Here is a 20,531-nt window from a genome sequence, read left to right as displayed (position 1 = left end):
GTTGATTCAAGATTTCTCTTTGATTTCTGTTTTCAGCTTTTGCAGCAAATGCTCGATCGTTAGGTTCCCCTGATCGCCTTTTCTGTGGCGGCGCAGTGAAGTTTCCCCGGAATCAGCTTCTTTCTGCCCGATGATCACCATATAAGGGATTTTACCTACTTCTGCCTCACGAATCTTTTTGCCTATTTTCTCGCTTCGCAGGTCAAGTTCGGCACGTATGGCATTGTCGAGCAGTGCTTGGTGAACAGTGCTGGCATAATCGTGAACCTCTTCGGTGATCGGCAGGACGGCCACTTGAACCGGGGCAAGCCACAAAGGAAAGTTCCCGGCAGTATGTTCAATGAGAACACCGATGAATCGTTCCATGGAACCGAAAGGAGCTCTGTGAATGATTACCGGTCGATGCGGATGTCCATCGCTGCCGATATAGGATAGATCGAACCTTTCTGGCATCACGTAGTCAACCTGGACGGTGCCGAGCTGCCATTTTCTTCCAAGTGCATCACGGACGATGAAATCAATTTTAGGCCCGTAAAAGCTCGCTTCACCGACACCGATGATGTAATTGATGCCCATTTTATCGGCGGCTTCCCTGACATCCTGTTCTGCCTGCTGCCACACATCTTCTGTTCCACCGTATTTTTCAAGGTTTTCCGGATCATGAAGGGAAAGCCTGATTTCAATGTCATCAAAACCAAGTGTAGCAAATACGAATTTCGTGAGGTCGATTGCGTTGCAGATTTCGTCAACCAACTGGTCCGGTCTGCAGTATATGTGCGAATCGTCCTGAGTAAACCCGCGAGCCCTGATCAGCCCGTTCAGCTCACCGGACTGTTCGTGGCGATAGACCGTGCCGAACTCTGTCAAACGTATCGGAAGCTCCCTGTAACTACGGAGTTTTGAACTGTATATCATATGATGATGAGGACAGTTCATCGGTTTCAGCAGATACTGTTCCTCCCGGCCCAGATCGTCTTTGTAGGTGAGGGGAGGAAACTGTGAATCACTGTAATACGGGTAATGGCCCGATTGTTTGTACAGCTCTATATTGCCGATATGTGGTGTGTAAACGGGTACGTACCCACGTTTTCTCTGTTCTTCGCGAAGGAACGACTCGAGTTCGCTGCGAACAATAGCCCCTTTCGGCATCCAGATCGGCAGGCCGCTGCCGACTTTCTGGGAAAGCATGAACAATTCCAGCTCAGCCCCGAGTTTGCGGTGGTCCCTTTTTCTTGCCTCCTCGATGTTAGCAAGATGTTGTTTCAGGAGCTTTTCAGAGGGAAAAGCAATGCCGTAAATTCTCTGCATGCTTTCTCTTGAAGCATCCCCCCGCCAGAACGAAGCGGAAATGTTGGTCAGCTTTACCGCCTTGAGCTGAGAAGTGTTTGAAAGATGTGGTCCGCTACAGAGGTCGGCAAAATTTCCCTGGTGATAAATAGAGACTCTTGGCGTATCTTTGAGCGTGTCTTCCAGAATCTCCACCTTATAAGGGTCATTTCTGGTTGAGGTGAAGTATGTAATAGCATCTTCTCTGGAGAGATCCTCACGGCGAATTTCGAGCGAACGCCTGCTTATCTCCAGCATTCTTTTTTCGATGATCTCGAGATCGCTTTCCGTGAAGCGGTGTTCAGAAGCGATATCATAGTAGAAACCCTGCTCAATCGCCGGTCCTGCACCGAATTTCGAGCCAGGGAACAGTTCTTCAATAGCTTGCGCCATGATATGGCTCGCGCTGTGCCAGAAGATCTCTTTCCCGATATTGTCAGGATGATCGAACGTTATGATCTCTACTTCGGCATTTTCAGTAATTGGAACAGAAAGGTCGATGGGTTTGCCGTTGACCTTTATGGCTAGCGCATCCTTTGCCAATTTGCGTCCAATTGATTGTGCTATATCGTAACCGGTTACTCCCGAGGTAAATGAACGGTTTTTACCGTCAGGAAACGTAATGGTTACCGCAGCCTGTACGTCTATGTTGTCGGACATGAATTCTTCTGTCTCTATCAATACTCTTTGAAGAAGTCTGTGTTTGAACAGCTTCTTTCCTGATTTCAGGATAATCCAGCCGCTTTTAGTCAGTGTATTGTCGATAGGGAGGGCTGTTTTTCAGCATTTTTACTGCTGCTCGTTCCCAAAACGACAAGAAGTCAGGGATGTTACGAATAAATAGTCACAATTCAAAATTGTGCCGCCTCGGAAAACCTGCTGCGCGTTTCGATTGCTTCGTTGGTTCCGACAAGTCGGAATCGGAATCCTCATGTACTTTGTGTACAATCCGGTTCCTGTGCTCCGTCCGCCTTGCACTCATAACGCTCGCGACGGTTTTTCGAGGTGGCATTTATCAGGATGAACAAGGAGTAGCGCACTTCGTGCGCAGAATTAAGGAGCCAGAATCAGGAACTCGTCACTTGTTACTGGTCACTACTTCAACATCTGCAACAGATCGGGAGTGACGGTATCTTTTCCCTGCTTTGTGGCAAGCGTTTCCGCTTTTTTCTTCAACTCCCGGCCGAAAGAGATCTGGCTTATGAACGGGGCTTTCGCGACAATGGTTTTGAGCAAGGCGTTTGCTTCTTTGGTCCACAATATTTTTCTGGCTGGTAAGCTATCGTCCATTGACTTTTTGGTGATAGGAAGGAAGGTGAACAAGGTGTCGTAGAGTGCGTTAACGATTTCCTGAATGATGTAGACCGCACCGCTATGTCCCATAAAGGGCGTACCTAAAGCTCTACGGACGATCGGTCCCGGGAAACCTGCCGGAATGAACCGGGTTTTTGCGTCAAGTTCTGCGAGATAGATTTTATCGACAATTCGACCGAACATAAACTGTGGCTGAGTGGTGGATAACTCTTCACGAAGCTCATTGTTGTCGGTTTCAGCCGAGTCATGGCTGAAAAGGCATTGCATTCCCATTTCTTTTCCAAGAAACTTTGCAAGACCTTCAGCATAGGTCCGGTCAGCGGCAACGCCGAAACGTATGGTAGGAAACCATTCTGATTGCGGGCCTCGCCAGAGATCCCATAATGGCTGCAATGTCGTGTGTTTTTCCTCGATGAAAAAGGCTTTCGCTTGAGCTTGGTTACCTGTTAGAGAGCCGAGGTTTTTAATGAACTGTTCCGTTTCGCCGAGGCCGAAAGGTGCTTGAAGAACAGGTCTGCCAAGCAAATCAGCCAGTGTTTTGCCATACTCCTTGTACATGACGACAATGACTTCGGAATTTTTGAGCCCCGAGATATCGTGCAGGTTGCTTTCAAACGGATAGACATGTTTGATGGATGCTCCACATCCGATGATAAGCCGTTTAAGTTCTGCAAGATCGGACGGACTGTTGAAACAGCCGTACGATGGGCCGATGATGCTCACGGCGCCAGGCTCGATTTCGGCAGGTTTTGTATCGTCAAAGTTTTCATAGAGCCAGGCAAGTGCCCTGTCCCTGCCCTGCCATTCGTTGCTGCCGAGAGAGTTCGATGCAAAAAAACGGATATCCGGATATCTGTGTTGCAGCATCTTTTCATGATCACTGCCGATCATTTCGCTTTCTGCACTTGAAACAAGGATCATTTGTTTTTCTGTATCGCCAAGCTTTTCAATGACACTGATGACCGATTCCGAGCTGCCGGAAGACGCAATTTCTTTTTCAGTCAGGCTGGTAGGGGTAAAATTTTCCAGATAGGGAATCGCGTCGGTATAGTCCATTACCGCAGCTCCAACCAGATTGTAACAGCCTACAGGAGCGTCGGCGATAACGTGTACATCCTGAAGAGCACAGAAGGTATTGACCGCTCCCCAGTAAGCGCTGGCTGTGGATTCATCCCGGATTGTTTTGGTCATGGCACTGAAACTTATCGTTTTTGAGGCTGAACGATAATGTAGTAAAAAAGCTTGTAGGGTCCGACAGCACCGTTATCACAGTTCTTACAAGGAAAAATGATTACGGAAGATTTGTCGTAAGTGATATTGGCAGTTTCCCTGCCGGTGTAATGTCTCCTTTAAGAAGCCTGATGGCTGCGTCTTCACTGAGTTCGGATGAAGAGTAGGTGCATATGTATGCGGGCATACCAGGGAATTGGTTGATGAGGTAAGGGGTACCGAACGAGATCATAATCAACGGACGCTTCGACGGGAGGTCTCGGGTCAGCTTATTGATAAAATCCTGTTGCCGGCCGCTTAATTCCAGGGATTTGGCTCCTGAAAGTACTTCGACATAGGTTGAGACGATTACTGCTGAGGCACGCTTGGCTTTATCAATGGCATTCCGGTAATCAAGCGAGTTTGCATCTGCTCCTATGCGTATCGTTTTTGCAAGAAAAGTCCGCCGCATTTTTTTTGAGAATGTTTCCCCTGAAAGAGAGTGCCGCTTGTTTTCTAAAATGATATGCAGGATGTTATCCTTCTTTTTTAGCGGCAAAGCATCCTTGTTGTCCCTTACAACGGTGATCGAGCGGTTCGCTATGGTTTCGGCAAGTTGCCGGTGGCTTTGTAAACTTATCTGCTGCGGGATACCGTTGAGGTTGACCAGGCGGTTTTGGTCAAGACCGAGCCATCGCTTTGCGAGAAGAATCCGGCGTACCGATTTATCGATTTGCTTTTCAGAAAGTTTGCCGTTTCGTACCGCATTGAGGATTGTATTGTGCGTCAGTTCCGGGTCTGGTGAGAAAAGAAGCAGGTCATTGCCGGCTTCGACTGCGCGAAGAGAAATGTCTTCAAGGGTGTAGTTTTGATAGAGCGCTTTCATGTTCAGCGCATCGGTGACGATGAGCCCTTCGAAATCCAGTTCCTTTCTCAGAAGTTTCGTGACGATCCTCCATGAAAGCGTAGCCGGAGTCATGTTGCCTGTGATTTTTGGAACAGCGAGATGGCCGGTCATGACGCTCATCACTCCATGCTCGATGGCGGCTTTGAATGGTTTGAGTTCAACGTTGTCAAGCCGTTTTTTGTCAGCTTGTAAAACAGGAAGGTTGACATGACTGTCGACCGTAACATCACCATGGCCGGGGAAATGTTTGGCTGTGGCGATCATTCCTTTCGATTGGAGTCCGTCGATGAACGCCTTGGTCATTTCTATGACTAAGGGAATATTGTCGCCATATGAGCGTGTGTTGATAACCGGATTTAGCGGATTGATGTTCAGGTCGACGTTTGGAGCATAGCTCTGATGAATACCGAGAGCTTTGGCTTCCCTGGCGATAACTTCTGCCATGCGATGAACGAGTTCGGGGTTCGCGGTTGCCGACAGGGCCATGTTCGGGGCGAACTCTGTCGTGCCCTCGATTCTCATGGCCAAGCCTTTTTCCATGTCTGCGCTAATTAGCAATGGACGGGGTGCGATTAGCTGAAAACGATTGGCGAGAACAGCTGCATCATACGTATTGCCCTTGAGAAACATCACTCCGCCAACCTTTCCCTCTTTGATAAGAGCGAAAAGTTTCCGGTATTCCTTGTTATCAGCGCTCTGGAATTTGGCAGGACTGTGAGCGATGAGCATCTGTCCGATTTTTTCAGAAAGCGTCATCTTCTTCAGCTGTTTTTCAACCCACTTATCCTTTCGGCTGAATATTTCCTGTGCCGTGGCTGTCGTGTAGGCAGGTGTTTCCTCTGCATAAACGCTATGACAGAGAGCGAGAGCGGGGATATGAAGCAGCAGAAGTACTGCAACCATTATATATCGTATCAGCATAATGAAATATATCAGGGATTTTTTTCCTTTATAGGTTCACCTGATCGAACGATTGAACTGCGGTAAAAATTGTGGTGATCTCTCTATTCAGGAAGATGTCATGAAAAGATACGGTTTCCAATCTTCAGATACTGCAGTAATAAACTTGCGCATCAGCATGATGTGGCTGGGCCGTATAGGCTGCTTCATCGGAAGCATGCCTGCTTCCTGAGGGGTGCGGTTACCTTTTTTTGTGTTGCAGGGACTACATGCGGTAATAAGGTTTTCCCAGGTATCTTCGCCTCCCTTCGATCGGGGGACCATGTGATCGATCGTAAGAGGTTTGTCGGTTCGACCGCAGTACTGACATTGAAAATTGTCTCTTCTGAAAATATTCTTTCTGTTCAGCATGATTTTTTTATACGGTAACCGGACATAAACGGTTAACCGTACGATGCTCGGCAGGGGAAATGATCGGGATACGGTACAGACAAACTCTTCCGGATGATGGGCGACAGTGACAGCTTTTCCGCAGAACAGCAGCACAATCGCTTTTTGTGCATCACAGATGCTCAGAGGTTCGTAGCTACTGTTCAGGACAAGTACTTTTGTTCTGCGTAAGTGCATGGCTCGGTTGTTTGTAAAGTATACGCCCATATTCCGAAATTGTCAATACTCCGAAGTCACATTTAGGTTAAAAGAGGGGAGATTGGTAAAAGGGTAACGGGTAATAGGGACAATGGAATAATTCTTGTAGGGGCAGACCTGTGTGTCTGGCCGAGCGGCGTTTGGATTTCGATACCGACAGGGGTCGGTATCGAATACGTTTTAATGAGTGCTTGATATCCCTACAAGTCGGGATTGAGGCTTGATAACCGTATAGCTCTGTAGGGGCGAAAAATTTTTCGCCCCTATCGGTGTCTGTGATTATGAAAACCGGAGATTATGCTGTCATTCTGCCTTGCTCAACAGCCGAAACAGCAAACGTTAAGTTTTCTCGATGCCTGGGCTTCGTCAAGTCTTTTTACCGGGGTTTTGACAGGAGCGTCAAGGACGAGATCAGGGTCATTTTCTGCTTCGTCGGCGATTGCCAAGAGGGCGTCGGCAAAAGCATCGAGCGTTTCGCGCGTTTCGGTTTCCGTAGGTTCGACCATGAGCGCTTCGCTCACGATGAGGGGAAAGTAGATTGTCGGGGCATGAAAACCATAATCGAGAAGCCGTTTGGCAATATCGAGGGTTCTGACATTATGTTGTTTTTTCTGTCTGTCGCCTGAAAGACAGAATTCATGCATTACCGGTTTCGGGTAGGGAAGTTCGAACTTTTCAAGCACCCGGGAAAGAAGGTAGTTTGCGTTGATAATAGCATTTTCGGAAACCCGGCGCACGCCATTCGCTCCAAGCATTCTGATGTAGGTATAGGCGCGAACAAGAACTGCAAAATTGCCATAGAAGTTCATCATGCGCCCGATGCTGTCAGGCTTGTCTGGATTCATGGTATAAACGGTGATTCCATTCTTTTCTGTTTTTTCTATAACCGGTACAGGCAGGAACGGAACTAGTTTATCGCAAACACCGACCGGTCCGCTTCCCGGGCCACCGCCACCGTGAGGTGCTGAAAACGTTTTATGCAGATTATAATGAACAATATCAAAGCCCATATCCCCAGGCCTGGTGATGCCCATCAGCGCGTTCATATTGGCGCCGTCCATATACAAAAGACTGCCGTTTTCATGGACCAGCTTTTCAATGGCGAGGATATCGTTTTCAAAAAGTCCGAGGGTGTTTGGATTGGTGAGCATGAGTGCCGCGACGTCCGGTGTGAGTTTTGTTTTCAAGTCTTCAATGTCCGTTCGGCCTTCGGCGTTGCTGTTAACTGAAACGATTTCGTAATTCGCGGTTGCTGCCGATGCAGGATTTGTCCCGTGTGCGGAGTCGACAACCAGCAGTTTACTTCGCCGGGATCCCAGCGATTCATGGTATTTTTTAATCAGAAAAATGCCGGTTAATTCACCATGCGCTCCTGCAGCCGGCTGGAGGGTAACCGCTGCCATACCTGCTATTTCCCGCAGCATCTCACTCAGTTCGTACATGAGCCTGAGAGAGCCCTGCGCGGTGTGTTCTGGCTGTAAAGGGTGCATTGATGTGAACCCTTGAAGGTCTGAGGTGCTGTCATTGATTTTCGGGTTGTATTTCATCGTACAACTGCCGAGCGGGTACATGTTTTTATCAACATGGTAATTGAGGTTCGACAAGCGTATGAAATGACGAACAACTTCACTTTCGGGAAGTTCCGGAAGATCTGCAGGTTCTGATCGTAGAAAGCGTTCGGGAATCAACTCTTGAACAGGTTTTGACGGTAGATCGGGAGTACCGAAACAAACGCCCCGGCGTCCTTTTCGGGAAAGATCGAAAATGAGTTTTTCTTTCATTGCACTGATACAAGTTGAAAAGAGTGGTGGTACATGAACTCTTTGTAAACCCTGAGCAACATTGAACGCTTGACGCGCCAGCCAGGGTAACATATAGATGACATTCAATATATGCTTAAACTGTACAGAAAAAAAGCCGGGAAGGGTACACCGACAAAGGTTTTCAGCCGGTGCCTGTTTCGAGCGTCGCCAAGGCTTCTTTTGCTGCAGACTGCTCGGCATCCTTTTTTCTTCCGGCGGTTCCTCTACCCAAAGGTTTGCCGTCACAAGATACCTCGATGGTAAACAGCTTTTCATGTTCGGCACCTTCTTCCGAAACAACTGCATAGACCGGCGGCGCAAGCTGCCGTGACTGGGTATATTCGATCAGGCGGCTTTTGTAGTTGTGTTCGACGGCATCGAGTTTTTTCAGATCAACATGGCTGATGACATGTCTCTGGATAAAATTTTTCGTTTCAGCAAGGCCCATGTCAAGATAAATTGCACCGATGAGTGCCTCGAAGGCATCTGCTAACGTTGATTCGCTCGAGCATATTTTACTTTTATCGGCGGATTCTCCGATAAGCAGGTGCTCAGAAAGAGATATTTTCCTGGCAAAACCGGCAAGCGATTTTCGATTGACGATTTTTGCCCGATTGCTCGACAGTTTTCCTTCATCGCTGTCGGGAAAGCAGGTATACAGGTGTTCGGAAATGATGAGATCGAGGACGGCATCGCCAAGAAACTCGAGGCGTTGATTGGAATCGGCAGGCTCGGCCTGGTCATGAACTATCGATCTGTGGGTAAGTGCGGTGACATATACTTTGGAATTGGAAGGGGGATATCCCAAAAGCTTCTTGAACCAGGCTATGGTGGTGTCCTGAATCGTTAGAGAACCGTTTTCAGTATTGCTTTTGGTACAGGATTTATCATCACCTTGAGAGCGATGAAAAGCGAATGAACCGAGTTTTTGCCAGAACTTCTCCATAAGCAGGAGATGATTTACAGAGACCTAAATTTTTCTGAAAATCAGTGTTGCGTTGTGGCCTCCAAAACCAAAGCCATTGTTAAGTACGTATTCGATTTTGCGTTCTTTCGGATTGTTCGGGGTGACATCCAGATCAACCTCAGGATCAAGATTTTCAATATTGATCGTTGGGGGCACAATCTGATGTTCCATAGCCAAAAGACAGACGATGGATTCTACAACACCTGCTGCTCCGAGCAAATGACCCATCATCGATTTTGTGGAGCTGATACCGACCTTGTAAGCATGTTCGCCGAAAAGCTTCTTGATAGCTATGAGTTCTGCAATATCACCGCGCGGTGTAGCCGTGCCATGAGTATTGATGTAGTCGATCGCATCGGGCGTGATGCCTGCTTTGTCAAGAGCGCCGTTCATCGCGTTCAAAGCTCCAGCGCCTTCAGGATGAGGAGCTGTAAGGTGATGAGCGTCTGCCGAGGCACCAACACCGGCAAGCTCGCCGTAAATTTTCGCTCCGCGGGCCTGAGCTGATTCAAGAGTTTCAAGGATCAGCGATCCGGCCCCTTCTCCCATGACAAAACCATCGCGGTTTTTATCGTATGGGCGGGATGCCTTTTCAGGATGCTCGTTAAATGTTGAAAGTGCTTTTGCTGCGTTGAACCCGCCTACGCTCATCGGAGTAATGGCGGCTTCCGAACCACCACATACCATATAATCCGCCATGTCGAGCTGCAGGAGCATCCACGCATCGATGATTGCATGCAGTGATGTTGCACACGCCGAGGCGGTTGCATAATTCGGGCCCATCAGCTTGTTTCTCATCGAGATCTGCCCAGCTGCTATATCGGGTATGAGCATCGGTATGAAGAAAGGACTGATCCTGCGGGGTCCCCTGTCGAGAAAGGCACGCATCTGTTTGTCATGGATCGTCATCCCTCCGGTTCCTGAACCGTGAACAACTCCTATTCTTGCAAGGTCTATAGCCGAAAGGTCAAGCCCTGAATCTTTCAGGGCCTGTTCTGCAGCTACCACGGCGTACTGGCTGAAAGGGTCCATTCTCGAAGCGGATTTCGAATCCACATAATCCTCGGCTTTGAACCCTTTAAGTTCACAGGCAAAACGGGTTGAAAAGCCTGTCGTGTCAAAATAGCTTATGGGTGCGGCAGCGCTTTTTCCCTGGTGTAAGGACTCCCATAGTTCTTTTGTTGAAAAACCAAGAGGGGATACTACTCCGACACCTGTTACGACAATACGTTTGCGTTCCTGACCCATTTCAATTATTTAATGTTAAGCCTGTAAATTCCGCTGCTGCAGGGAGTGTCACTTGTTGACGATGTAGTCGATTGCCTGCTGTACAGTGCTGATTTTTTCTGCATCTTCATCAGGAATCTGAATGTCAAATTCATTTTCAAGCTCCATGATCAGCTCAACAGTGTCAAGTGAATCAGCTCCCAGATCGTCGGCAAACTTTGATTCAAGTTTGATCTGATCTTTGTTGACACCCATTTTGCTTACGATAATGTCGTAAACTTTGTCTTTGATTTCCGCACTCATTGTATTTCCTCTCTAGATTAGGTTTTGGAATTATTCGTTTTCATTAAAAACAATTAAAAAAATGTCCGGCAATATACAAATCAGAGTGGCCTCTGCCAAATCACATAACCATGCCACCGCTGATGTTTATGACTTCACCTGTAATATAGCCCGCTTGGTCGCTTGCAAGAAAAGACACGACGCCGGCAACCTGTTCTTGAGTACCGAACTGTTTCAAAGGAATGGCATTGAGCATGCTTTCACGAACGTCATCAGAAAGCGCATCGGTCATTTTTGACGTGATAAAGCCTGGCGCGACAGCGTTAACTCTGATATTTCTCGAGGCAAGTTCTTTGGCTATGGACTTTGTAAAGGCTATGACACCTGCTTTCGAAGCGCTGTAGTTCGCTTGTCCCACATTTCCCGCAATACCGATAATCGAGGCAATATTGACGATTGCGCCAGAGCGCTGTTTCATCATGGTTCGGCTAACGGCCTTGGTGCAGTTAAAGGTGCCTTTCAGGTTCACCGCAAGCACGGCATCCCAGTCGGCTTCACTCATACGCATAAGCAAGCCATCACGGGTTATACCGGCATTATTGACAAGGATGTCTATGGTTCCGCATTCGGATGCAATCTCCTGGAATACCGATTGTGTTGTATCGTGGTTTGTGACGTCGAGCTCTTTACAGCTAACTTTTCTGCCGGTTTTCTTCACGGCAGCGGCTGTTTCTTCGAGCCATTCCTTCTGCAGGTCGCAAATGATAATATTCGCTCCTTTTGTGGCAAGGTCTAAAGCTATTGCCTGGCCGATACCTCTTGCCGCTCCTGTGATAACGGCGTTTTTTCCTTCAAACATAATTTTTTTCCGGTTGTTTATGTCTTGTCATTACTGTTCTTGCTTCGTTGCGAGGCATTGAGCTACCTGATTCGCATTATCAATGCCACTGATGGTGACTGACCGGTCGATTCTTTTCACCAGACCCTGAAGAACTTTTTGCGGACCGATTTCAATAAACGACGTTATACCTCCCGCAATCATTGCTTCAACCGATTGAGCCCATCGAACAGAGCTTGTCAGTTGCAGCACGAGGTTTTTGCGTATCTCGTCGGCCATTGTGATCGGCTGTGCTACAACATTCATGCAAACGGGAATGCGGGAATTGTTAATGGTGATTTCGTCAAGAGACGCTTTCAGTTCCTCTTCAGCGGGTTTCATGAGAGGAGAGTGGAACGCTCCTGAAACAACAAGTTCTTTTGCCATTCTCGCACCCATTGACGGAGCGAGCTCGACAGCTTTTCTTACTGCCCCGATCTCTCCGGAAATCACTATCTGGCCTGGAGAATTGAAGTTTGCAGCCTGAACGACTCCTGAAGCCCTGGTCTCTGCGAGAAGATCTTCGAGAGCTTCGTTGCTCATGCCGATGATTGCCGCCATGGTTCCGGGGTTGAGTGTTCCGGCATTCTGCATGAGTTCTCCCCGTTTTGAGACAACTCGGAGGGCATCTTCAAAACACATCGCACCGGCGAAGCACAGTGCGGTATATTCTCCAAGGCTGTGACCTGCAGTCATGGCAACATCTGTATTGCTAAGAAGAGTGGCGGCACAGATGCTGTGAAGAAAGATTGCCGGCTGAGTATAACGTGTCTCACGAAGAACCTCCTCGCTGCCGTTGAACATGATGTCGGTGATGGAGTAGCCGAGAATTTCATTTGCCCGCTCCATCAGGTTTCGGGCTTCGGGATACTGCTGGAAAATATCTTCGGCCATGCCGCAATACTGTGAGCCCTGGCCCGGAAATACAAATGCTTTCATGAAACGTTTTCTCTGTTACAAATAATATATTTGACAATGTATATCCTCTACCGGATAAAACAAGTGAGGCACAGATGGCCCGGGTTTATAACCATTTGATGTAAATGCCGCCCCAGGTATATCCCGCACCGAAGCTGACGAGAATAAGGTTGTTTCCACTCTGAAGCTTGCCTTCCTCATGGAGCTCTGCGATACAGATTGGTATGGTTGCCGCTGAAGTGTTGCCGTAACGGTCGATATTGATCGATACCTGTTCCAGGTCAATTCCCATGCGTTCTGCAGTTGCCTGAATGATTCTCTGATTCGCCTGGTGCGGTATAAGGTAATCTACATCCTCTGCGGTAAGGTTGTTGCGGGTCATGAGTTCCGTCGCAACATCTGCCATGGCAACAACTGCTGATTTGAATACCTGCCGTCCATCCTGTTGCAAATAATGAAGTTTCTGGTCTACGGTTTCATGTGTCGTGGGGTTTAGACTTCCTCCACCGGGCATACAGAGGTTGGCGCCCCCTCTACCGTCAGAGTAGAGCCTGGAATCGAGCAGGCCGTAGTTTTCATCTGTTCCCGGCTCGATCAAGACTCCTGCGGCACCATCACCGAAAAGAACGCAGGTTGTTCGATCGGTATAATCCATAACGGCGGACATTTTTTCTCCACCTATAACCAGAACTTTTTTATGAGTTCCTGCTGCTACAAACTGTGCACCGGTGTTGAGGGCGTAAATAAAGCCGGAGCAAGCGCCCGAAAGATCGAATGCCCAAGCATTCGAGGCGCCAATGTTTTTCTGGACAAGACATGCCGTCGAGGGAAACATCATATCGGGAGTCATGGTCGCTACAATGATCAGATCAATTTCATCGGCGGAAATACCCCTTTTTTCGATGAGCTGCAAAGCAACCTCGCTGCACATAAACGACGTGGCTTTTTCAGGATCTTTCAGTATTCGTCGCTCACGTATCCCTGTCCGGGTACGAATCCATTCATCACTGGTATCAAGTATCTGTTCAAGGTCATGGTTGCTTAAAACGCTTTCAGGAAGATATTTTGCGGTCGCGGTGATTACTGCTTTCATATACATTGACGTTAGAATCTAAAGGAAGTCTTCCTGATTATGCAGGCTGTAGTGTTTGATAGATTACAAAGGCTCTGGTGCTGTTCTGCCGAATACCGGTCACTTTTCCGCCAGAGCTTCGGCAATATGCTGGTTTACCTTTTTGTCGATCATGTGTTCGGCCATAAAAATCATGTTCATGATCGCCTTTGCCGAGGAGCGTCCATGCCCTACAATCGAAATTCCATCGACTCCGAGGAACGGTACCCCACCGAACTTTTCAACATCGAAAGGCAGGAACATGGCCTTGAAGGCTGTGCCGACGAGTTCGGCCGCTTTCAGATCGAGCTGACCGGATGCAACCAGTTTTTCGATGGACGGTTTGAATATGGAGCTTAAAAAATGAGGAATGCTTTCCCCGAACTTCAACAAGGTGTTGCCGACAAGGCCATCACAGACAATCACGGAAGCCTTGGATGAGAGGATGTCATTTCCTTCTATATTACCAATGAAGTTGATCCTGTTTTTTTTATCGGCTTCCTTGAGGAGGCTATAGGTCTGTTTCAAAAGGTCCGAGCCCTTGTTTTCCTCTTCGCCGATATTCAGGAGACCGGTGGCAGGTTTTTCCATACCGGCGGCGTCGCGCTGATAAATGGTCAGCATTTCGGCAAACTGAACGAGATGTTCCGCTTTGCAGTCAACATTCGCTCCGACATCGACAACATTGGTCAGGCCGGGAGAGAGTCTTGGAAAATAAGCTGCAATGGTAGGTCGAAGGACGCCGGGAATACGTCCGAGAACAAACAGTGATGCGGCCATGAGCGCCCCGGTATTTCCTGCGCTGACAAACCCATCAGCTTTCTTCTCCTTGCATAGTATCAGACCTCTGACAAGTGATGAATTCTGCTTGGTTTTGACGGCAATAGCCGGAACATCACTCATTGTGATCACTTCGGGGGCATGCATGAACCGCAGGTTGAGATGCTTTGTGTCATACTGATCGAGCAGAGGTTCGACTTTTTCTTTCTGGCCAATCAACAAAACTTCCAACCTGTTTCCCGCTTCCTGAAGAGTCTTTATCGTTCCTTCTACAACGCATTCCGGAGCGTTATCTCCACCCATTGCGTCAACGGCAATTGTCAACATCTTGGAGTTCGGTTATGTTATGCTCAGCTGTTCGAAGATTTTTTTGTTACCGATCTGCCACGGTAATGACCGCAGTGACGGCAGGCGCGATGAGGAAGTGTTGGTTCGCCGCAATTCGGGCAAACTACGGTTTCTGCAGCTTTACTACGAGCAGTAAACTGAGCGCGCCTTTTATCCCGTCTTGACTTTGATACTTTCGATTTAGGTGTCGCCATAACAATAAGTGTTTATTACAAAATTCTTAGTGATATTTGTTCTTCAGTTTTTTCAACGATTCTTGCCACGGGCTTTCTGCTTGCGGCTCATCTTCAGGACTGTCTGGTTCATCATCATGATACACCGAACATTCAGGGTTACCTGTGCAGACAACCTTCAGTGGCTTCGAAAGAAGCAGGGTTTCGCGAACGTCTTCAGTAAGGTCCAGACCGGATGCGTTTCTGTCGAGTATCCGGAAATTTTCATCAAGACCCTCCGTATTGCTGCCGGGTTCATCGAAAACAAAGAATACCCTGTATGTTCCGGCTACTTCTTTTTTTAATGGCGCAAGGCAGATGTCGCAGGTTAGTTCCGCAACGGTTTTCGTTACAATATCGACAATGATTTCGTTGTCGGTTTTATTTGCAACTACTTTTACATCGATTTCATTGCAGAATCCCGGCTCTGCAAGTTCAGGGTTTTTGAAGTCCGAAGCCTTGCAGGTGAAGTCATACTCATATATACCTTCGCTTAGCCCGGCGATTCGTATCTCAATCACGCCCTTCTCCTTGCTCATCGTATCTTGTGCCCTTTGTAATAAAAGAACCCGAATTTACAAAATCTTACCGGTAAAAAGAAAAAAACGAGAGTATTCTTCGGTTTTTTTGATTTTTTAAGCTGAAATAGCAGAAATTCGGTTTGTGAATATTGAAAAGAGGTGTATATTATTCACCCTCGAAAGAGGCGACTGAAAAACATAGCCATTCCGCGATAGCTCAATGGTAGAGCATCTGGCTGTTAACCAGAGGGTTGTAGGTTCGAGTCCTACTCGCGGAGCACAAGGATAAGGGAGGTATTGTGAAAAGCAACATGCCTCCCTTTTTTTATTTAAAATCAGTAGGGCATCTGGCTGTTATCCCGACAAGTCGGGATGTAGGTTCGAGCCCTACTCGCGGAGCAAAAATTCTATCCGCTGAAATCAGAGGCTCTTATTTAACGCAAAACCCCGCGGGGATCAACCCACGGGGTTTTGTCGTTTCTGCTCTGTCTTCTCCGACTTACGCCATCGGGCTCATCCTTTCCAATTTTCCCATAATCGATTAATCTCAGGTATATTGAGGAGTTAGTAGTGTCCTGCTCTGATTGGGTACTACAGGCAATATTCCATAGCCAGTCCTTTTGAGGGATTAAAAATTTCTTTTATATCTTATAATACCAAGCCGTTTCTTTGCGCTTAAACCTTTTCAGTAAGCGTCCATCAATCGCGATCAAGCCAATAAATATCAGGCCCATCCCAACAAATGCATTCCATTCCAGTCGTTCTCCTAAAACCATGATACCAAGTAAGATGGCACTTAAGGGTATCAATAAGGTAACCAACAGGAGATTTGTCGGTCCAGCAGTGGCCAATATTCTGAAATAGATAATGTAAGCCAGCGATGTGCTGATAGCAGCCAATCCAAAGAGCGCTATCATTGTATAGCCACTAGGCGATAGATGCCATGGTTGATCAATAAACAGCGCCATAGGGGTCATCATAATCGTAGAACCACACAGCATTCCGGTAGCTACGACAAGCGGGCTGAGGCCTTTAAAACGACGCCCATAAATTGCCGCATACGCATATGAAAAAGCGGCTCCAAGAACGGCAAATTGCCCGAGCATTTCAATACCAAAGTTGCGTAGTGAATCGATTCCGATCAATACTGTGACACCTACCCAGCCGACCAATACACCAGACATCCGGTTCGTTGTCAGTCGTTCTTCCTTTGTCAGAAAGTGGGCAAGGATAACGCTAAATATTGGTGTTGTACCATTTAGTATACTTGCAAGACCGCTACCTATATGGGTTTGTCCCCAGACAATCAGGCTGAAAGGAATCAAATTGTTCAGCGCACCCATGACGATAAAGCCACCCCACAAAGCCAGCGATGATGGCATTGTATTCCCTTTTACATATATGACGACCAGAAGAATAACCGATGCGAGGGCCACCCGGCAGAGTACTATAGTGAAAGGTGGGAAGTCTTTGACGGCCACACCTACAAAGAAAAAAGAGCCTCCCCATAGAATTGATAATAAAACGATAAGAACCCATTCATGAAATCCCATTACGTGGTTAACTGCTTCGGACATTCGTACACTTTTCTGTGCTTTCATGTATCCCCCCGATTAATTGTCTTAGCCTACCAAACTTGTCACATTGTTTGCGTGCTTCAATAATACGTGTTTGCGGGGGAACGCTGCGACCCGAATGTTGCTGAATTTTATAGCAAGATTCGGGTGGGTGTCTTTGCTATAGTTCAGTATTATGATGGTGGGTTAGCAATGAAAAAGGTTTGAAATGAATACATATGATTATTCGCAGCAGTCCGAGGACTTCCAACGGATTGAACAAAGCAATTCAATTCATCGAAGCAAATTTTAAATCTCAACCGACCTTGGATCAGATGGCGAAGAGCGTTCATTTAAGTAAGTATCATTTTCAAAGGCTCTTCAAGCGGTGGGCTGGGATAAGCCCGATCCAATTCATGCAGTTTATAACGCTTGACTACACTAAAGAAAGATTGATCGAGTCGAAAAACCTACTTGAAACCGCCTTGGATGCAGGTTTGTCAGGTCCTAGTCGCCTCCACGATTTATTCATTACCTTCGATGCGATGACGCCGGGCGATTTTAAAAAACAGGGTTCAGGCTTACAGATTTCGTATGGTGTCTGTGATTCGCCTTTAGGTGAGTGTCTGTTGGCAACCACTCAGCGGGGGATATGTTTTTTTGGGTTTGTAGAGTCGGGAGAACGATCCGAAACATTGGGTCAGTTGTTCGATACATGGCCAGGTTCCGAGTTTATTGAGAATCCGACGGCCGTTTGCCCAATCGTTAATGATATATTTAAAATTGATCGACAGAAAAGCGTACACCCGTTTAATTTGCAGATCAAGGGAACCAATTTTCAAATCAATGTATGGAGGGCCTTGTTAAACATTCCCATGGGCTGTATTGTAAGTTATCAGGATGTCGCTTCGTATATTGGCCATCCCAAGGCCTTTCGGTCAGTTGCCAGCGCCATTGCGATCAATCCTGTAGCCTACCTCATCCCTTGCCATCGTGTGATTGCAAAATCTGGGAAAATTCATCAATACCGTTGGGGAGCAGCGAGAAAAAAGGCTTTGATCGGATGGGAAACAGCAAGATCAATATAAAAACCTTTGCGCTGCATATTCTGGGATCGGGAAGCGCGGAACGTTTATTACGTCGGCGTTTCTTCTGATCCGACTCGTTGCCTTGAATTTCACAATAGCCAGGAGACGAGGTTTACCGCTCGTTATCGGCCGTGGAAAATGATTTTCATGAAACGTTACCCCGACGCAGTGAAGCGCTCGCGATTGAAAGGAGGATAAAAAGCTGGGAAAGTAAGTTGATGATCGCCCGAATCGTTTCGGGTGAAATCAAGATATAGCATGCGGGAGTTATACCGGCGAGTCGGGATGTAGGTTCGAGACCTACTCGCGGAGCATAGAGAAGGAAGTGCATTTCATACTGTACTTCCTTTTTTTATTTCCCCTCACTTTCCATACGGCAGAGCACGGGTTCCACACGTACTTTTCCCCTTCCAAAATTGTTGGCGCTTTTGGTGATTCTGTTGGCGCGATTGGATTGTTTTTGCTACGTCTGCCTGCGTTATACTGAGCATAAAAGGAGAAGGGGCACGTCAGTGCAGCCTGCACATCATGCAAACAATAAGTAAAATGAACAACATGGCAAACACAGTCTTGATCACCGGGGCGAGCAGTGGCATCGGAAAAGCGACTGCAATTTATTTTCATCAGAAAGGGTGGAACATCGTTGCCACCATGCGTACTCCCGAGAAGGAAGAGGAGCTAACGACGCTCGATCATGTATTGGTGGAAAAACTCGATGTAACGGATGTTGACTCCATCAATAACGCCGTCAACGCGGGTATAAAGGCGTTCGGCAGGGTCGATGCGCTGGTCAACAACGCAGGCTATGGTGCTTACGGGCCTCTGGAGGCTTTTCCAAGGGAGAATATCGTTCGTCAGTTCAATACCAATGTCATTGGATTGCTGGATGTGACAAAGGCGATTCTTCCTCATTTCAGGAATAATGGGAGCGGAACGCTGGTCAATATTTCCTCTATAGGTGGAAGGATGACATTTCCCTTAGGTGCATTGTATCATGGGACCAAGTTCGCCGTTGAAGGAATATCCGAGGCATTGAGCTATGAGTTGTCGCAAATCGGCTGCAAAGTCAAAATTGTGGAGCCTGGTGCTATCGCAACAGATTTTGCCGGTAGATCGTTTGATTTTCAAAATGACGAAAGTATAGCCGAATACCAGGAGGTCATCGGTCAACTCATGAAAAGCTTTGAAACTGTTTTCAGCAGGCATTCCGAGCCAATAGTTGTGGCCCGGGTGATTTATGAAGCGGTAACCGATGGCTCGAACAGGTTGCGTTATACCGCCGGGGAGGACGCGGTCGAAATTCTCGAAAACAGAAAGAATCTCGATGATGAAAACTTCATTGCAGAGATAAAAGCACAATTCGGGTTGTGAGGTGCTTTTCGTTACCATGTAGGTAAGGAGCACTTTCTGTGCTCCGTTTGCCTTGTATTCGTATCGCTGACAAGAACTGAACGATACCCGGATCAAGGGCGTACTGTGAGAGTTTTAAAAAAAGAGAGGATTGGCATATGTCGGGGAGTAACGTTTTTACCGTAAGTCCGGGATGGAAAATTCTTCTGAGTGATCTCGGGATCCATCCGATCGAGGTACTTCGAAGAGCAGAGCTGCCCGAAGATCTTTTTTCACGGCAAAACGCAGTTCTGGATACCTACGAGTATTTCAGATTCTGGTATGCATTGCAGGAATCGGCAAACGACCCGCGGCTTCCGCTCAGGATAGGCGAGGCTCTCTCTGTCGAAGTGTTCGACCCGCCGGTTTTTGCCGCCTTGTGTAGTCCCGACCTCAACACTGCCTTGCAGCGAATTGCCCGTCATAAGAAGCTGCTTTGTCCAATGGCGTTGCATATCGATATCACTGATCAGTCAACCGTGCTGGAGATAGAATGGCTGGATACCGCCAATGAACCCCCGGCGTCACTTGTTGCCGTCGAGTTGGTTTTTTTCGTACAGTTGGCTCGAATAGCCACAAGGCAACAAGTGTATCCTCTTGATGTTTTTGCACCGTTGCCGTTGGTGCCGGAAGGTGACTACACGAGGTATTTCGGTGTTCCGGTTCGGCAGGCAAGACTTCCAAAGATTATTTTCAGTGCGCTGGATGCGCAACAGCCATTCATGACGTCGAACGAGAAAATGTGGGAGTTCTTCGAGCCGGGATTGAAAAAACGGCTCTCGGAGCTGGAAGATTCTGCGACAATCGCTGAGCGGGTTCGTGCAGTCTTTTTGGAGCTGCTTCCCGGAGGATCTCCTTCTGTTGAAGCGGTATCGAAGAAACTGTTTATCAGTACGAGAACTCTGCAGAGAAGGCTCAAGAAGGAAGGGATGAGTTTCCAGGAACTGTTACACAAGACAAGGGAGGAGCTGGCGACATATTATCTGAAAACTTCCAGGCTATCAGGAGCTGAGATTTCATTTCTTCTCGGTTTCGAGGAGCCGAATTCATTTTTCAGGGCATTTCATATCTGGACGGGAGTAACTCCTGAAGAGATGCGTAAAACACTGAAAGATGGCTATTGATTTTAATGGTTATTCTCTATACTAT

19 protein-coding genes and 1 tRNA gene are annotated in these 20,531 nt (G+C 47.4%); 5 read left to right on the top strand and 15 right to left on the bottom strand.

What is annotated here, in order from left to right; genetic code table 11:
• Window positions 1-6: 6 nt before the first annotated feature.
• The 14 genes from thrS to CR164_RS04060 all read right to left on the bottom strand — a co-directional run bounded on the left by thrS (window position 7) and on the right by CR164_RS04060 (window position 15,367).
• Window positions 7-1,986, bottom strand: a complete 1,980-nt coding sequence (gene thrS, locus CR164_RS04125; RefSeq protein WP_110022643.1) for a threonine--tRNA ligase — start codon at window positions 1,984-1,986, stop codon at window positions 7-9.
• A gap of 435 nt (window positions 1,987-2,421) precedes the next feature.
• A complete protein-coding gene (bchZ, locus tag CR164_RS04120; RefSeq protein ID WP_110022642.1) occupies window positions 2,422-3,831 on the bottom strand; it encodes a chlorophyllide a reductase subunit Z in 1,410 nt (469 codons plus the stop codon).
• A gap of 100 nt (window positions 3,832-3,931) precedes the next feature.
• Complete coding sequence (locus CR164_RS04115) at window positions 3,932-5,659, bottom strand: glycoside hydrolase family 3 protein (RefSeq protein ID WP_239994455.1); 1,728 nt, start codon at window positions 5,657-5,659, stop codon at window positions 3,932-3,934.
• A 105-nt stretch (window positions 5,660-5,764) separates the two neighbouring features.
• Complete coding sequence (locus CR164_RS04110; protein WP_110022640.1) at window positions 5,765-6,283, bottom strand: HNH endonuclease; 519 nt, start codon at window positions 6,281-6,283, stop codon at window positions 5,765-5,767.
• 338 nt (window positions 6,284-6,621) lie between these two features.
• Complete coding sequence (gene gcvPB / locus CR164_RS04105; RefSeq protein ID WP_110022639.1) at window positions 6,622-8,085, bottom strand: aminomethyl-transferring glycine dehydrogenase subunit GcvPB; 1,464 nt, start codon at window positions 8,083-8,085, stop codon at window positions 6,622-6,624.
• Between the two features lie 163 nt (window positions 8,086-8,248).
• Complete coding sequence (gene rnc, locus CR164_RS04100) at window positions 8,249-9,052, bottom strand: ribonuclease III (RefSeq protein ID WP_110022638.1); 804 nt, start codon at window positions 9,050-9,052, stop codon at window positions 8,249-8,251.
• Window positions 9,053-9,076: 24 nt separating this feature from the next.
• Window positions 9,077-10,321 carry a beta-ketoacyl-ACP synthase II gene (gene fabF, locus CR164_RS04095; protein ID WP_110022637.1) on the bottom strand — a complete coding sequence of 415 codons (1,245 nt, stop codon included), beginning with the start codon at window positions 10,319-10,321 and terminating at the stop codon, window positions 9,077-9,079.
• A 48-nt stretch (window positions 10,322-10,369) separates the two neighbouring features.
• Window positions 10,370-10,603, bottom strand: coding sequence for an acyl carrier protein (gene acpP, locus CR164_RS04090; RefSeq protein WP_110022636.1), 234 nt, complete (start codon window positions 10,601-10,603; stop codon window positions 10,370-10,372).
• Window positions 10,604-10,703: 100 nt separating this feature from the next.
• On the bottom strand, window positions 10,704-11,441 hold the full coding sequence (fabG, locus tag CR164_RS04085; RefSeq protein WP_110022635.1) for a 3-oxoacyl-[acyl-carrier-protein] reductase: 738 nt from the start codon (window positions 11,439-11,441) through the stop codon (window positions 10,704-10,706).
• Window positions 11,442-11,471: 30 nt separating this feature from the next.
• A complete protein-coding gene (gene fabD, locus CR164_RS04080) occupies window positions 11,472-12,398 on the bottom strand; it encodes an ACP S-malonyltransferase (RefSeq protein WP_110022634.1) in 927 nt (308 codons plus the stop codon).
• 85 nt (window positions 12,399-12,483) lie between these two features.
• A complete protein-coding gene (locus CR164_RS04075; RefSeq protein ID WP_110022702.1) occupies window positions 12,484-13,470 on the bottom strand; it encodes a beta-ketoacyl-ACP synthase III in 987 nt (328 codons plus the stop codon).
• Window positions 13,471-13,569: 99 nt separating this feature from the next.
• Window positions 13,570-14,595 carry a phosphate acyltransferase PlsX gene (plsX, locus tag CR164_RS04070; protein ID WP_110022633.1) on the bottom strand — a complete coding sequence of 342 codons (1,026 nt, stop codon included), beginning with the start codon at window positions 14,593-14,595 and terminating at the stop codon, window positions 13,570-13,572.
• 23 nt (window positions 14,596-14,618) lie between these two features.
• On the bottom strand, window positions 14,619-14,810 hold the full coding sequence (gene rpmF, locus CR164_RS04065; RefSeq protein WP_110022632.1) for a 50S ribosomal protein L32: 192 nt from the start codon (window positions 14,808-14,810) through the stop codon (window positions 14,619-14,621).
• A 26-nt stretch (window positions 14,811-14,836) separates the two neighbouring features.
• Complete coding sequence (locus CR164_RS04060; RefSeq protein ID WP_110022631.1) at window positions 14,837-15,367, bottom strand: YceD family protein; 531 nt, start codon at window positions 15,365-15,367, stop codon at window positions 14,837-14,839.
• 188 nt (window positions 15,368-15,555) lie between these two features.
• Here CR164_RS04060 and CR164_RS04055 point away from each other — a divergent pair.
• Window positions 15,556-15,627 (top strand) — tRNA-Asn (locus CR164_RS04055).
• A gap of 363 nt (window positions 15,628-15,990) precedes the next feature.
• Here the strand turns inward: CR164_RS04055 and CR164_RS04050 are convergent.
• A complete protein-coding gene (locus tag CR164_RS04050; RefSeq protein ID WP_204901786.1) occupies window positions 15,991-16,950 on the bottom strand; it encodes a DMT family transporter in 960 nt (319 codons plus the stop codon).
• 230 nt (window positions 16,951-17,180) lie between these two features.
• On the opposite strand from CR164_RS04050, the gene CR164_RS04045 reads away from it, so the two are divergent.
• From CR164_RS04045 to CR164_RS04030, 4 genes are all read left to right on the top strand, one after another.
• Window positions 17,181-17,993 (top strand): methylated-DNA--[protein]-cysteine S-methyltransferase, encoded by an 813-nt coding sequence (locus CR164_RS04045; protein ID WP_204901785.1) that lies wholly within the window; start codon window positions 17,181-17,183, stop codon window positions 17,991-17,993.
• 6 nt (window positions 17,994-17,999) lie between these two features.
• Window positions 18,000-18,191, top strand: a complete 192-nt coding sequence (locus CR164_RS04040) for a GIY-YIG nuclease family protein (RefSeq protein ID WP_239994454.1) — start codon at window positions 18,000-18,002, stop codon at window positions 18,189-18,191.
• A gap of 357 nt (window positions 18,192-18,548) precedes the next feature.
• Window positions 18,549-19,364, top strand: a complete 816-nt coding sequence (locus CR164_RS04035; RefSeq protein WP_110022700.1) for an SDR family oxidoreductase — start codon at window positions 18,549-18,551, stop codon at window positions 19,362-19,364.
• Window positions 19,365-19,501: 137 nt separating this feature from the next.
• Window positions 19,502-20,506, top strand: a complete 1,005-nt coding sequence (locus CR164_RS04030; protein ID WP_110022629.1) for an AraC family transcriptional regulator — start codon at window positions 19,502-19,504, stop codon at window positions 20,504-20,506.
• Window positions 20,507-20,531: the final 25 nt, after the last annotated feature.

The organism is Prosthecochloris marina, from assembly GCF_003182595.1.
In the GTDB taxonomy this organism is placed as follows: Bacteria; Bacteroidota; Chlorobiia; order Chlorobiales; family Chlorobiaceae; genus Prosthecochloris; species Prosthecochloris marina.
The sequence above is the reverse complement of the archived record's forward strand: the minus strand, read 5'-3'. Positions and strand labels throughout refer to the sequence as shown.